Source organism: Microbacterium ginsengiterrae, from assembly GCF_014205075.1.
Taxonomy (GTDB): Bacteria; Actinomycetota; Actinomycetes; order Actinomycetales; family Microbacteriaceae; genus Microbacterium; species Microbacterium ginsengiterrae.
In genome coordinates this window covers 1691914-1705052 of sequence record NZ_JACHMU010000001.1, presented here as the reverse complement: position 1 = coordinate 1705052, position 13139 = coordinate 1691914, and the positions used below count along the sequence as shown (strand labels likewise).

At 68.3% G+C, this 13139-nt stretch carries 11 protein-coding genes and 1 tRNA gene; 5 read left to right on the top strand and 7 right to left on the bottom strand.

Annotation, left to right across the window (positions count from 1 at the left end):
- Window positions 1-56: 56 nt before the first annotated feature.
- Window positions 57-1061 carry a LacI family DNA-binding transcriptional regulator gene (locus HD600_RS08450; protein ID WP_184282949.1) on the bottom strand — a complete coding sequence of 335 codons (1005 nt, stop codon included), beginning with the start codon at window positions 1059-1061 and terminating at the stop codon, window positions 57-59.
- Between the two features lie 150 nt (window positions 1062-1211).
- Between HD600_RS08450 and HD600_RS08445 the strand changes: the two genes are divergently transcribed.
- From HD600_RS08445 to HD600_RS08430, 4 genes are read left to right on the top strand one after another with little or no spacing between them, the layout of a single operon-like run.
- Window positions 1212-1580 carry an L-rhamnose mutarotase gene (locus HD600_RS08445; RefSeq protein ID WP_144794680.1) on the top strand — a complete coding sequence of 123 codons (369 nt, stop codon included), beginning with the start codon at window positions 1212-1214 and terminating at the stop codon, window positions 1578-1580.
- A complete protein-coding gene (gene rhaI, locus HD600_RS08440) occupies window positions 1577-2743 on the top strand; it encodes an L-rhamnose isomerase (protein ID WP_184282947.1) in 1167 nt (388 codons plus the stop codon). The genes HD600_RS08445 and rhaI overlap by 4 nt, the downstream gene beginning before the upstream one ends.
- 35 nt (window positions 2744-2778) lie before the next feature.
- Window positions 2779-4815, top strand: a complete 2037-nt coding sequence (locus HD600_RS08435; RefSeq protein ID WP_184282945.1) for a bifunctional aldolase/short-chain dehydrogenase — start codon at window positions 2779-2781, stop codon at window positions 4813-4815.
- The gene (locus HD600_RS08430) at window positions 4812-6242 is read left to right on the top strand and encodes a rhamnulokinase (protein ID WP_184282943.1); all 1431 of its coding nucleotides are present in this window, start codon (window positions 4812-4814) and stop codon (window positions 6240-6242) included. The genes HD600_RS08435 and HD600_RS08430 overlap by 4 nt, the downstream gene beginning before the upstream one ends.
- Before the next feature lie 16 nt (window positions 6243-6258).
- On the opposite strand, the gene HD600_RS08425 is transcribed toward HD600_RS08430, so the two are convergent.
- The 4 genes from HD600_RS08425 to serS form a co-directional block, all read right to left on the bottom strand.
- The gene (locus HD600_RS08425; RefSeq protein ID WP_144794673.1) at window positions 6259-7509 is read right to left on the bottom strand and encodes an LCP family protein; all 1251 of its coding nucleotides are present in this window, start codon (window positions 7507-7509) and stop codon (window positions 6259-6261) included.
- A gap of 18 nt (window positions 7510-7527) precedes the next feature.
- A tRNA-Ser gene (locus tag HD600_RS08420) sits at window positions 7528-7612 on the bottom strand.
- 48 nt (window positions 7613-7660) lie between these two features.
- Window positions 7661-8488 (bottom strand): HAD hydrolase family protein, encoded by an 828-nt coding sequence (locus tag HD600_RS08415; protein ID WP_184282941.1) that lies wholly within the window; start codon window positions 8486-8488, stop codon window positions 7661-7663.
- Window positions 8485-9783 carry a serine--tRNA ligase gene (gene serS / locus HD600_RS08410; protein ID WP_184282939.1) on the bottom strand — a complete coding sequence of 433 codons (1299 nt, stop codon included), beginning with the start codon at window positions 9781-9783 and terminating at the stop codon, window positions 8485-8487. The genes HD600_RS08415 and serS overlap by 4 nt, the downstream gene beginning before the upstream one ends.
- A gap of 55 nt (window positions 9784-9838) precedes the next feature.
- On the opposite strand from serS, the gene HD600_RS08405 reads away from it, so the two are divergent.
- Complete coding sequence (locus tag HD600_RS08405) at window positions 9839-10837, top strand: diacylglycerol/lipid kinase family protein (protein WP_184282937.1); 999 nt, start codon at window positions 9839-9841, stop codon at window positions 10835-10837.
- A gap of 30 nt (window positions 10838-10867) precedes the next feature.
- Here the strand turns inward: HD600_RS08405 and HD600_RS08400 are convergent, their stop codons facing one another.
- Window positions 10868-11602, bottom strand: coding sequence for a hypothetical protein (locus tag HD600_RS08400; RefSeq protein ID WP_184282935.1), 735 nt, complete (start codon window positions 11600-11602; stop codon window positions 10868-10870).
- A 30-nt stretch (window positions 11603-11632) separates the two neighbouring features.
- Window positions 11633-13087: a cardiolipin synthase gene (gene cls / locus HD600_RS08395; RefSeq protein ID WP_338402189.1), complete on the bottom strand. Its 1455-nt coding sequence runs from the start codon at window positions 13085-13087 to the stop codon at window positions 11633-11635.
- Window positions 13088-13139: the final 52 nt, after the last annotated feature.

Sequence of the window (13139 nt, the reverse complement as noted above, 5' to 3'; positions counted from 1 at the left end):
GGACACGGGTGGGGCTCGCCGCCGAGGCTGCGGTGACTGTGCCGGAATCCGCGCTCTCAGCGCCCCGTCGACGCGCGCACGACGAGCTCGGGCTGGAAGCGGACGTGCCGGATGGCCGCACCGGAAGAGTCGAGCGACTCCAGGAGCAGCTCGACCGCCTCCGCACCGATCGTGCGCGCGGGCTGGCGCACGGAGGAGAGCGAGACGACGGCCGACTCCGCGAAGTCGATGTCGTCGTATCCGATGAGCGCGAGGTCCTCCGGGATCCGCATCTCGCCGAGAATGGCGGTGCCCTGCATCACACCGAGGGCGAGCAGATCGTTCGCGCAGAAGACGGCGTCCGGCCGTTCGGAGATCGGACGACGGGCGATCTGCTCGCCGGCATCCCGACCGTGCAGCACCGTCAGCGCACCCTGCTCGATCACCTCCAGCGTGGCGTCCGGCACGCGGGCGAGCGCGCGCCGCGCACCTTCGAGTCGGTCGGCCACCTGCCGGATGCCCGCGGGACCGCCGACATAGGCGATCCGGCGGCGACCGGTCTCGAGCAGGTGCTCGACCGCCAGCATCCCCCCGCGGACGTCGTCGACGGCGACCGAGGGAACACGCCCTCCCGGCATCTCCCCATCGACGATGACGAGCGGGGTCCCACTGTCGGTGAAGTGCCGGAGCATGTCGGCGTCGACGTCCGTCGGAGTGAGCAGTACGCCATTGACGCGTTGTTCGCGGAACAGATCGAGGTAGTTGCTCTCGCGCTCCGGCACCTGATCGCTGCTGCCGAGCAGGACAGACATCCCCTCCCGAGCTGCGCGTTCCTCGGCGCCTCTGGCGACCTCGGCGAAGAAGGGGTTGGCGCTGTCCAGGATGATGAGACCGATGCTCCGGCTGCGCCCTGCGCGCAATTGACGAGCGGCGTCATTGCGTACGAAGCCGAGCTCATCGATCGCCGCCTGGACACGGGCGACGGTCGCCGGCGACACCTTGTCCGGACGATTCAGCACGTTCGACACGGTGCCCACCGAGACGGACGCCGCAGCGGCGACGTCCTTGACGCTCACGGTCATGCGGTCCCCCGACCTCTCCGGCTCGTGAATCGCGTCTCTTGACGGATTCTTACCCTCACACTATCGTTTGAAACGATTCACGGTTGGATCGTTTCATATTCCGTCCTCCCGAGACCTCCACAGCCAGCGCGAGCCACACGAAGGAGTGCCATGCCCCGCGTCGCCTTCACCCTCCACGTCCGCCCGGAAATGATGGACGCCTACATCGAGCGGCACAGTCCCGTCTGGCCCGACATGCTCGCCGAGATCGCCGCGGCCGGTCGCCGGAACTACTCCATCTTCCTCGACCGCGCGTCCAGCACTCTGTTCGGGTACTACGAGACCGACGACGACGATGCGGCGCGCGCGTACCTCGCCGGATCTCCGGTCGCGGCCCGATGGGAGGCGTCCATGGCGGAGTTCTTCGTCGATCTCGACGGACGCGCCGACCAGGCGGCAACCTCCCTCTCCGAAGTCTTCAACCTCGACGATCAGCTGGCGGCGTCTGCCGGCTCCGAACACGAAAGCCCCGCATCATGAGCGTCCTCTCCCCCGCCGTCCTCTCCGAACTCGAGAAGCAGAGCATCGAGCTGCCGTCCTGGGCGTTCGGCAACTCCGGAACACGCTTCAAGGTGTTCGGCACTCCGGGCACGCCGCGCGACCCGTGGGAGAAGATCGCCGATGCCGCCCAGGTGCACCGGTACACCGCGCTGGCACCGAGCGTCGCGCTGCACATCCCGTGGGACCTCGTCGACTCCTTCGAGGATCTGCGCAAGCACGCCGAGGATCACGGCGTCGCCCTCGGCACCGTCAACTCCAACACCTTCCAGGACGACGACTACAAGTTCGGAGCGCTGACCCACGAGGATGCCGCGATCCGCCGGAAGGCGATCGATCACCACCTGGCGTGCATCGACGTCATGGACGCCACGGGTTCGCGGGACCTGAAGATCTGGCTGGCCGAGGGGTCGAACTACCCCGGACAGGCCGACCTCCGCGGCAGGCAGGACCGCCTTCAGGATTCGCTCCAGGAGATCTACGCCCGCCTCGGCGACGATCAGCGGCTCGTGCTCGAGTACAAGTTCTTCGAGCCGGCGTTCTACCACACCGATGTTCCGGACTGGGGAACGTCGTACGCCCAGGTCAGCGCTCTCGGCGAGAAGGCCATGGTGTGCCTGGACACCGGGCACCACGCCCCGGGGACGAACATCGAGTTCATCGTCATGCAGCTGCTGCGCCTCGGCAGGCTCGGCTCGTTCGACTTCAACTCGCGCTTCTACGCGGACGATGATCTGATCGTCGGCGCCGCTGACCCGTTCCAGCTGTTCCGGATCCTGTTCGAGGTCGTCCGCGGTGGCGGACTCAACAACCCGGACGTGGCGTTCATGCTCGATCAGTGCCACAACATCGAGGACAAGATCCCCGGGCAGATCCGGTCGGTGCTGAACGTGCAGGAGATGACGGCCCGCGCGCTGCTCGTCGACACGGATGCCCTCACCGCAGCCCAGCGCTCCGGCGATGTCCTCACGGCCAATGCCGTCTTCATGGATGCCTTCTACACGGATGTGCGTCCCGCTCTGGCAGAGTGGCGGGAGTCGCGGGGGCTGGCCGCCGACCCGATGGCGGCGTACGCAGCTTCCGGCTACCAGGAGAAGATCGCCGCCGAGCGCGTCGGCGGCGTGCAGGCGGGCTGGGGCGCCTGAGCGCGGCCCCGACAGGTATCGAACAAGGATTGAGAATGACGAACCCCACAGCAGCAGCCCTCATCGAGCGATCGAACCGGCTCGGCGCTGACCCGAAGAACACCAACTACGCCGGCGGCAACACCTCGGCGAAGGGAACGGCGACCGACCCCGTCACCGGTCAGCCCATCGAGCTGCTGTGGGTGAAGGGCTCCGGCGGCGACCTCGGCACGCTGACGGAGGACGGCCTCGCCGTGCTGCGACTCGACCGCATGCGCTCCCTCGTGGATGTCTATCCCGGCGTCGAACGCGAGGACGAGATGGTCGCAGCGTTCGACTACTGCCTGCATGGCAAGGGCGGCGCAGCCCCGTCCATCGACACCGCGATGCACGGGCTCGTCGACGCCGCGCACGTCGACCACCTGCATCCGGATTCCGGCATCGCGATCGCGACCGCCGCCGACGGCGAAGCCCTCACCTCGACGATCTTCGGCGATCGCGTCGTGTGGGTCCCCTGGCGGCGCCCCGGCTTCCAGCTCGGCCTCGACATCGCTCGGATCAAGGCCGCCCACCCGCAGGCGATCGGATGCATCCTCGGCGGTCACGGCATCACGGCGTGGGGTGACACGTCGGAGGAAGCCGAGACGAACTCGCTGTGGATCATCGACACGGCCGCCGCATACATCGCAGACCACGGCGCCGCCGAACCCTTCGGCGGCGTGCGTTCCGGCTTCGAGGCGCTCCCGGAGACGGACCGTCGCGCCCGCGCAGCCGCGCTCGCGCCGACGATCCGCGGCATCGCCTCGACGGACAAGCCGATGATCGGCCACTTCACCGATGCGGACGTGGTGCTCGACTTCCTCGCCTCCGAGAAGGCGCCGGCCCTCGCCGCCCTCGGCACGAGCTGCCCGGACCACTTCCTGCGCACGAAGGTCAAGCCGCTCCTGCTCGATCTGCCGGCGACCGCCTCCCTCGAGGAGCAACTGGCCCGCCTCGGCGAGCTCCACGCCGAGTACCGCGCCGACTACCAGGCCTACTACGACGCGCACGCGACGGACGACAGCCCCGCCATCCGCGGCGCCGACCCCCTCATCGTGCTCGTCCCCGGCGTCGGCATGTTCAGCTTCGGTGCGAACAAGCAGACCGCTCGCGTCGCCGGCGAGTTCTACGTCAACGCCATCAACGTCATGCGCGGCGCCGAGGCGCTGTCGACGTACTCGCCCATCTCGGATGCCGAGAAGTTCAAGATCGAGTACTGGGCGCTGGAAGAGGCGAAGCTGCAGCGGATGCCGAAGCCGAAGTCCCACCAGGGGCGCGTCGCGCTCGTGACCGGCGCGGCGAGCGGAATCGGCAAGGCCGTCGCCACCCGGCTCGCCCGCGAGGGCGCCTGCGTCGTCGTCGCCGACCTCGATCTCGAGAAGGCGCAGTCGGCAGCGGCCGAGCTCGGGAGCACCGACGTCGCCATCGGCGTCGCCGCGAACGTCGCGGATGCCGAGGCGATCCAGGCAGCCTTCGACGCTGCGGTCCTCGCCTTCGGCGGTGTCGACCTCGTCGTCAACAACGCCGGGCTGTCGCTGTCGAAGCCGCTGCTGGAGACGACCGAGAAGGACTGGGATCTGCAGCACGATGTGATGGCGAAGGGATCCTTCCTCGTGTCGAAGGCCGCCGCCCGTGTGCTGATCGACCAGAAGCTCGGCGGCGACATCGTCTACATCTCGTCGAAGAACTCCGTCTTCGCCGGCCCGAACAACATCGCCTATTCGGCGACGAAGGCCGACCAGGCCCATCAGGTGCGCCTGCTGGCGGTCGAGCTGGGTGCACACGGCATCCGCGTCAACGGCATCAACCCCGATGGCGTGGTGCGCGGATCCGGCATCTTCGCCGCCGGCTGGGGCGCCAATCGTGCCGCAACGTACGGCGTCGAGGAGAAGGACCTCGGCCAGTTCTATGCGGACCGCACGATCCTCAAGCGCGAGGTCGTCCCGGAGAACGTCGCCGACGCCGTGTTCGTCCTCACCGGCCCGGAGCTCAGCCGGACGACGGGGCTGCACATCCCCGTCGACTCCGGTGTCGCGGCGGCGTTCCTGCGATGACAGGGGCGCCCGACGGCGCGGCCGTGCGCGCCGTCGCGGCCGTCGACCTCGGAGCGACGAGCGGCCGCGTCATGATCGGGCGGATCGGCCCGCAGACCCTCGAGCTCGAGCTCGTCTCCCGCTTCCCCAACGGGCCCGTCGAGACACCGGAGGGACTGCGCTGGGACTTCGACGCGCTCTTCGAGAACGTGGTCCGCGGACTCGCCAAGGCCGTCCGCCGGGAACCGTCGATCGAGAGCATCGGCATCGACGCCTGGGCGGTCGACTACGGCCTGCTCCACGATGGCGTCCTGCTCGCCCCGCCGTTCCATTACCGTGACGGCCGCACGTCGCGAGGAGTGGAGGAGGTGCACGCGCGCGTGCCCTTCTCCGACCTCTACGCTCGCAACGGCCTGCAGTTCCTGCCGTTCAACACCCTCTACCAGTACCGCGCAGATGCGCGGACATCGGATGCCGACACCGCACTGCTCATCCCGGATCTGATCGCGTACCTGTTGACCGGCGTCCGCGCCGCCGAACGCACGAACGCCTCGACCACCGGACTGCTCGACGTGCACACCCGCGAGTGGGACATCGACCTCGCCCACGCGCTCGGCATCCCGTCGGGGATGCTGCCCGCCATCGTCGACCCCGGCACCGTGCTCGGCACCCTGACACCAGGGATGGCCGCGCGGATCGGCGCCGACCTCCCTGTCATCGCCGTCGGTTCGCACGACACCGCATCCGCCGTCGTGGCTGTGCCGATGACCTCGCCGGATGCCGCCTACATCTCCTGCGGAACGTGGGGGCTCGTGGGCGTGGAGATCGCGGAGCCCGTTCTCAGCGACGCAACACGCGAGGCGAATTTCACACACGAGCTCGGCGTCGACGGGGGGATCCGGTTCCTGCACAACGTCACCGGACTCTGGCTGCTCAGCGAGACGGTCCGCGCGTGGGAGGCGGAAGACGGCGCGAAGATCGACCTGCCCGCGCTGCTGGAGGCCGCCTCCGCCGTGGACGGCCCCGTCCCCGTGTTCGACGCGAACGACCCGTCGCTGAGCGCCCCAGGGGAGATGCCGACCCGCATCGCGGACGTCCTGCGCGCGCAGGGTCATGCCGTTCCGGACGGGCGTGCCGCGTTCGCCCGGAGCATCATCGAGTCCATCGCCGCCGCCTTCGCCGGTGCGATCCGCTCCGCGGCCGAACTGTCCGGGCGCCCGATCCGGACGATCCACCTCGTCGGTGGCGGATCGCTCAATCGGGTGCTGTGTCAGGCGACGGCGGACCGCTCCGGCGTGCCGGTGCTCGCAGGCCCGGTCGAGGCGACGGCACTGGGGAACGTCCTCGTGCAGGCCCGCACGCTGGGCGCCGTGCCTTCGACACTCGAAGAGCTTCGCGCGCTCGTTTCGCGTACCCACTCACCGGAGCGTTACACGCCGCGCCCGTAGGCGAGGAGGCGGACGACTACTGCCGGACGTTGCCGTTGGAGCAGGTCTGCTGCGCGGCCGAGTTGCCCTTGATGGTGTCCGGGAGAGCGGCGACGCCGTCAGCAGGGGTCTCGGGGTCGGCGGGCTCGGTCGGCTCCGTCGGCTCCTCGGGCGCCTCAGGCTCTTGCACGACGACACCGTCGTTGGCGGTGTTCTCGTGCGTGACCTGAAGCTGCTGGTTCGCGTTGATCGCATCCCACATCGCCTGCGCCGACTGCATGTCCGGGACCACCTTGTTGGGATCGCTCGGGTCGTCGTAGGTCGGGTACTGGAGGAAGACGATGTCCTCGAACGGCACGTCCTTGACCGCGAGACCGATCTGGACGATCGTCATCGGGTTGGTGAGCGACGTGCTCGCCTCGACGTTGCTGAGAGCAGTGTGCGCCAGGCGGAGCATGACGGGGACGTTCCCGAGCACCTCACCGCTGATGAGCTTGCGGGCAAGGCTCGACATGTACTGCTGCTGGTTGCCGATGCGGCCGAGGTCGCTGCCGTCGCCGACACCGTGGCGGGTGCGAAGGAACTGCAGCGCCTCGAGACCCTTCACGGTGTGCGTGCCGGCCTCCATGTCGAGACCGGTGTAGTAGTCCTTGATGGGGTTCGCGAGGCAGACGTCGACACCGCCGATGGCATTGGTGATCTCGATCACGCCGCCGAAGGTGACGGATGCGGCGAACTCGATGTCCTGCCCGGTGAGCTCCGTGATGGTCCGCGCGACGCAGTTGAGGCCGGCGTCCATGTACGCGCTGTTCAGCGGCTGCTTGCTCATGGCCCAGGTCGTGCTGCCGTCGTCGCGGGTGCACTCGGGGATCGGCAGCATGAGGTCGCGCGGGAAGCTGACTGCCGTGATCCGACGCGGCTCCTCGGAGACGTGCACGAGGATGTTCACGTCATTGAGGTTTCCCTCGGAGTCGGGACCGGTGCAGCGGTCGCCGAAGTAATGCGCGTAGTCCTCTTCGCAAGTGTCCGTGCCGACCAGGAGCAGGTCGAAGCCGCCCTCGTACTCGCTGATGTCCGGCGGGACGGGCTTCTGACCTTCGAGCTCGACCGCATCAGCCGTGGCGGTGCCGTACAGGTCGCTGACCACGAAAGCGCTGACTGCTGCCCCGCTGACGAGGACGACGGCCAGGGCGATGCCGAGGATCTTGAGGAACTGGCTGACCGGCCCCGGGGTGCGCAGCTGACCGTGGCGTGCCACAGTCTTGCGACGACGGATCTTCGCGCTCACTCAGTGCCTTTCAATCTGCGGAGGGCGTGGGATTCGAACCCACGAGACATTTCTGCCCACTGGTTTTCAAGACCAGCTCCATCGGCCGCTCGGACAGCCCTCCATCGACGGACGAATCCGGCGATCAGTGGTCGAGTCTAGCCGGTTTCGATTATCCCGGGCTGACCTGGGCGGCTCCTGGATGCAGCAGCAGCGCGTCGAGAGCCTGTGCGAGGCCGCCGTCTTCGACGACGGCGGTCACCTCGCCCGCGGCATCCTTGACCTCGTCAGGGGCCTGCCCCATCGCGACCGCACGCCCGCCGATCTCGCGCGCCCACTGGAACATGCCGATGTCGTTGCGACCGTCGCCGACGACGAGGACGCGCCCGCCGTCGAGGCCCAGCTCACCGTGCACCCTGGCCAGCGCACTGCCCTTGTCGACACCCTGCGGCGCGATGTCCAGCCACGCCGTCCAGCCGATCGCGTACGAGACCTCGTTCAACCCCGTCTCGGCGACGATCCGATGGAAGTCGTCCTCGTCATGTTCCGGTGAGACGACGACGACGCGCGAGACGGGCAGCTCGCCCAGCTCGTCGAGGTCGACCAGGCGCCCGCCGTCCATCGACCAGTCCGCGAGGGACCCGGTGAACAGGCGCGTGCCGTCCTCGATCTCCACCATGTAGTGCGCCTCGGGGAGCCGCTCGGTGAGCAGCGCCAGCACCTGGCGTGGGTCGAACGTCTCGACGTGCCAGCGCTCCCACCCCGACGCGCCGCGCCGCATCGTCACAGCACCGTTCGAGCACACCACATAGTCGGCGACGAGGCCGAGCTCCTCGACCCAGTGCTCGGTCGCCGTCCAGCTGCGACCGGTCGCGATCGTCACGACGTGACCGGCGTCCCTGACGCGCGCGATGGCCTCCGGCACGCCGGGGCTCATCGTCTCGTCCTGCAGGATGATCGTGCCGTCGACATCAAGGCCGACGAGCCAGGGCGAGGTCACTGCGCGTCCTGAGACGCGGCAGTCGCGCCCGCCGGGGTGATCACGTCGATGCCGCCCAGGTAGGGTCGCAGCACCTCCGGCACGACGACGGACCCGTCCTCCTGCTGGTGCGTCTCCAGCAGCGCGACGATCCAGCGGGTGGTCGCGAGCGTGCCGTTGAGCGTCGCGACGTGCTCGGTCTTGCCCGCCCCATCCGGCCGGTGGCGCACGTCGAGCCGACGCGCCTGGAACGTCGTGCAGTTCGAGGTGGATGTGAGCTCACGGAAGGCCTGCTGGGTCGGCACCCACGCCTCGATGTCGTACTTGCGTGCGGCGCTGGAGCCGAGATCACCGGCGGCGACGTCGATGACACGATAGGACAGGCCGAGAGCGGTGAGCATCTCCTCCTGGAGTGCGACCAGGCGCAGGTGCTCGGCCTCCGCGTCGGCCGCTGCCGTGTACACGAACATCTCGAGCTTGTTGAACTGATGCACCCGGATGATGCCGCGGGTGTCCTTGCCGTAGGAACCGGCCTCGCGGCGGTAACAGGTGGACCAGCCCGCGTAACGCAGAGGACCGCGGGACAGATCGACGATCTCGTCCTTGTGGTAGCCCGCCAGCGCCACCTCGCTCGTACCGACGAGGTAGAGGTCGTCGTCCTTGTCGAGGTGGTACACCTCATCCGCGTGCTCGCCCAGGAATCCCGTTCCCTGCATGATCTCCGGCCGCACAAGCGTCGGAACGATCATCGGGGTGAAGCCCGCCTGCAGCGCCTTGTCCAGCGCGAGGTTCATCAGGGCGATCTCGAGGCGCGCACCGATGCCCTTGAGGAAGTAGAAGCGGGCGCCGGAGACCTTCGCGCCGCGCTCCATGTCGATCGCGTCGAGCATCTCGCCGAGCTCGAGGTGGTCGCGCGGCTCGAACGGGAACACGGGCGTCTCACCGACCCGCCGCAGCTCGACGAAGTCGGCTTCGCCGCCCGCGGGGACGCCCTCGATCACGACGTTCTCGATCTGTGCGAGAGCGGCGGCGGCGGCATCCGCTGCCTGGTTCGCCTCCTGCTGTGCCTGCTTGACCCGCTCGGCGAGTTCCTTGGCCTGCGCGACGAGCGCGGTCTTCTCCTCCTTGGGAGCCTTCGCCACCTGCTTGCCGAAGGCGTTCTGCTCCGCGCGCAGGTCCTCGAACGCGGTGAGCGCCGCACGACGCGATCGGTCGGCCTCGATCGCCGCATCGACGGTGGTGACGTCGTGACCGCGCGCAACCTGCGAGCGGCGGACGATGTCTGGTTGGTCGCGGAGAAGGGCGAGGTCGATCATTACTGAAGTCTAACCAGCGCGCGCCCTGGAGCAGGAAGCTCGTAGAGTGAACGCCATGACCAAGACCCCGGCACTCCCCCGCCAGGCGGCTCTGGTCTTCAACCCGATCAAGGTGGACGAGAAGCGCCTTCGCGCCTCGCTGCGCGCGCATTCGAAGGACGCCGGCTGGGCGTCACCGCTCTTCCTCCCGACGACGGTCGAGGATGCCGGCCAGCAGGCCACCCGCGACGCGATCGCCGCCGGCGCCGATGTGGTGCTCGTCGCGGGCGGCGACGGCACCGTCCGCGCCGTGGCGGAGGCGATGGCCGGGACCGATGTACCGCTGGCGATCGTCCCGAGTGGAACAGGGAATCTGCTCGCCCGGAACCTCGGCCTGCCGCTGATGGATCCCGACAGGATGATCCGCGCCGCACTCGGCGATTTCCGCTTCCCCATCGACATCGGCTGGGCCGAGCTGACCAGGGAGGACGGGCAGAAGACCGAGCACGCGTTCGTCGTGCTGGCAGGGATGGGTCTGGACGCCGACATGATCGCCAACACCAGCCCCGACCTCAAGAAATCCGTGGGGTGGGTCGCGTACGTGGACGGCGCGGCACGTTCACTGCCCAGCGCGAAGCCCTTCCGCATCGTCTACCAGGTCGACGACTCGCGGCTGCACTCCGCCAAGGTGCACAGCGTACTGTTCGCCAACTGCGGCACGCTCCCCGCCGGGATCGCTCTGATCCCCTCGGCGTCGATCGCGGACGGGACGATGGACGTCGCCGTCATCCAACCCACCGGCCCCTTCGGGTGGCTGGGGGTGTGGCGCAAGATCTGGTGGGACAACTCCGTGCTCCGCCGAACCCGCGCCGGGCGCCTCGTGCTGCAGCGGCGGGGAAAGGACGCCTCCGTGCGCTACCTGCGCGGGAAGGACGCCGAAGTGGCGCCCATCACGCCGACGGCCATCGAGCTCGACGGCGACGAGTTCGGGCTCGCCGTGCGGATCCGCTGCCGGGTCGCGCCATCCGCACTGCTTCTGGCGCTCCCCGACGGGCATCCGATCGACAGGCTCTGACGCCCGGCGAACTCAACCGCGCAGGTGAGTTCAGCCGCGCAGGACGTCGACCGTCGCGTCGAGGTCGTCTCCGACGAGCGTCAGCGTGTAGTCCGCGTCGTCGTCGACTTCGCCCTCCAGGCCGATGAGGGTCGCGCGAGGAGCCATGTCCATGGTGCAGGCGCGGTCCTCGGTCTTGAAGTTCACCGTCGCGCCGGTGGCCTGGGTGTCGATGCTCTCGACGACCGGCGGGCAGCCGGACGAACCCCACGTGAGCAGCACGATCCCGGCGTCGTCGAACCATCCGGCGCTCGGCTCGTAGTCCGTCGCCTCACCGGGGACGCCGGTCAGTGCGGGGTTGCCGTCGAGATCGACGTCGTCGGTGATCTCGTCGAGGGTCACGAGGAACTCGACATCCTTCGTCGGGTCGACGCCCTCCGGGAGCGCTCCGACGCTCGCGCGCGGCGCGAAGTCGGCCGTGCACGCCTGCTGATCAGAACTGAGCGTGAGAGCGACGGTGACGTTCTGCCCCTCAGCGGAGACCTCGTCGACGAACGGGATGCAGGTGGACGATCCCCAGGTGACGATCGCGAACATCCGGCCGTCGTCGAGCCACGCCGCCTCGAAGTCGTCGCCGTCGGCCGGCGTGCTCGTGCTGCCCGTGTCGTCGGGCTCTGCACTGCTCGTCGGGCCCTGCTCGCCGGGGGATGCCGTGCATCCGGTGACGATCAGTGCGGCGGCGAGTGCGGCGGCGGCGGACAGGACCAGTCGCGTCGGGTTCTTCACGGGATCAGACTATCGCGCGAAGACCGCCGCTCACTGCAGAGCGGACGTCAGTCGCGCGAGGTTGTCCAGGACGGTCGACCGCAGCGGCTGACGGAGCCACTCCTCGAGCGTGAGTTCACGGCTGAGGGTGCGGTACTGGTCCTCGACAGCGCGCATCTCGGAGACGAACTCCCCACCGCGCACGAGCATCGACACCTCGAGGTTCAGGCCGAACGATCGCATGTCCATGTTGCTCGAACCGATGACGGCGACCTCGTCGTCGATGGTCAGGCTCTTGGTGTGCAGGATGTACGGCTTGCGGTACATCCAGATCCGGACGCCGGCGCGCAGCAGCGCTTCGTAGTAGCTGCGCTGGGCGTGGTAGACCATCGCCTGGTCGCCCTCTTCGGAGACGAACAGTTCGACCTCGACGCCGCGGTCGCACATCGAGCTCACCGCGAGCAGCAGCGCCTCGTCCGGGACGAAGTACGGGCTGACGATGACGATCTTCTTCTTGGCGGCGTAGAGCAGGGCGAGGAACAGGCGCAGGTTGTTCTCGACCTCGTATCCCGGCCCTGAGGGCACGATCTGGCAGTCGAGGTCTCCGGTGCCGATCTCGGCGTTCGTGATGTCGATCTCGCTGAGGATCTCGTCGGTCTCGCTGTACCAGTCGCTGAGGAACATCGCGTTCAGGCTGAGCACGACGGGACCGTCGACACGGACCATGAGGTCGACCCAGTGCAGCCCTCGTTTGATGTTCTTGGGCAGGTTGTACGAGGAGTCGGTGATGTTCTGTGAACCGAGGTAGCCGACCTTCCCGTCGATCACGAGGAGCTTGCGGTGGTTGCGCAGATCGGGCCGTTGCATCCGGCCCTTCAGCGGCTGCATCGGCAGCATGAGGTGCCAGTTCGCCCCCATCGCGTTGAGGCGCTTGACCGTCGCGCGGTAGCGCGGTTTCCACCGGTTGGCCCAGTGGTCGAGGAGGACGCGGACGGAGACCCCGCGCGCGGCGACCTCTTCGAGGGCGCGGAAGAAGTTGTCGGTCGAGTCGTCGGACTGGAGGATGTAGAACTCCACGTGGACGTACTCCTGGGCGGAGCGGATCGCCTCGGCCATGGCGTCCAGGGATTCCTGGTAGTCGCTGATCAGGTGCGCGCCGTTGTCCCCGGAGATCGGCAGGGCACCGAGGTTCTGGTTCATCGTGACGACGGAGCGGAACCAGTCAGGGGCGTTCGGGCGCAACGTGCCGAAGTGGAGCTTGTCGCTCGTCGCGGCGATGTACCGGTTGATCTGATCCTGCTTGCGACGGCGTGCGCGCGGAAGACGCGGGTTGCCGATGACGAGGAACAGCACGACACCGATGTACGGGATGAAGAACACCGCGAGCAGCCATGCCATCGCGGACATCGGACGCCGGTTGCGCGGGATCACGATGATGGCGGTGATGCGGATGGCGATGTCGACGACGAATGCGATCGCCAGCACCCACCACGGCCACTGCTCCACGCGCCACCCCAGGATCCGTTCTCACGCGCCGAGACCGGCGCACCCTCTCAGC

Bases quoted from the DNA above. Each gene is read 5' to 3' on its own strand.
- HD600_RS08450 (WP_184282949.1), bottom strand. From the start codon at position 1,061: ATGACCGTGAGCGTCAAGGACGTCGCCGCTGCGGCGTCCGTCTCGGTG.
- HD600_RS08445 (WP_144794680.1), top strand. From the start codon at position 1,212: ATGCCCCGCGTCGCCTTCACCCTCCACGTCCGCCCGGAAATGATGGAC.
- rhaI (WP_184282947.1), top strand. From the start codon at position 1,577: ATGAGCGTCCTCTCCCCCGCCGTCCTCTCCGAACTCGAGAAGCAGAGC.
- HD600_RS08435 (WP_184282945.1), top strand. From the start codon at position 2,779: ATGACGAACCCCACAGCAGCAGCCCTCATCGAGCGATCGAACCGGCTC.
- HD600_RS08430 (WP_184282943.1), top strand. From the start codon at position 4,812: ATGACAGGGGCGCCCGACGGCGCGGCCGTGCGCGCCGTCGCGGCCGTC.
- serS (WP_184282939.1), bottom strand. From the start codon at position 9,783: ATGATCGACCTCGCCCTTCTCCGCGACCAACCAGACATCGTCCGCCGC.
- HD600_RS08405 (WP_184282937.1), top strand. From the start codon at position 9,839: ATGACCAAGACCCCGGCACTCCCCCGCCAGGCGGCTCTGGTCTTCAAC.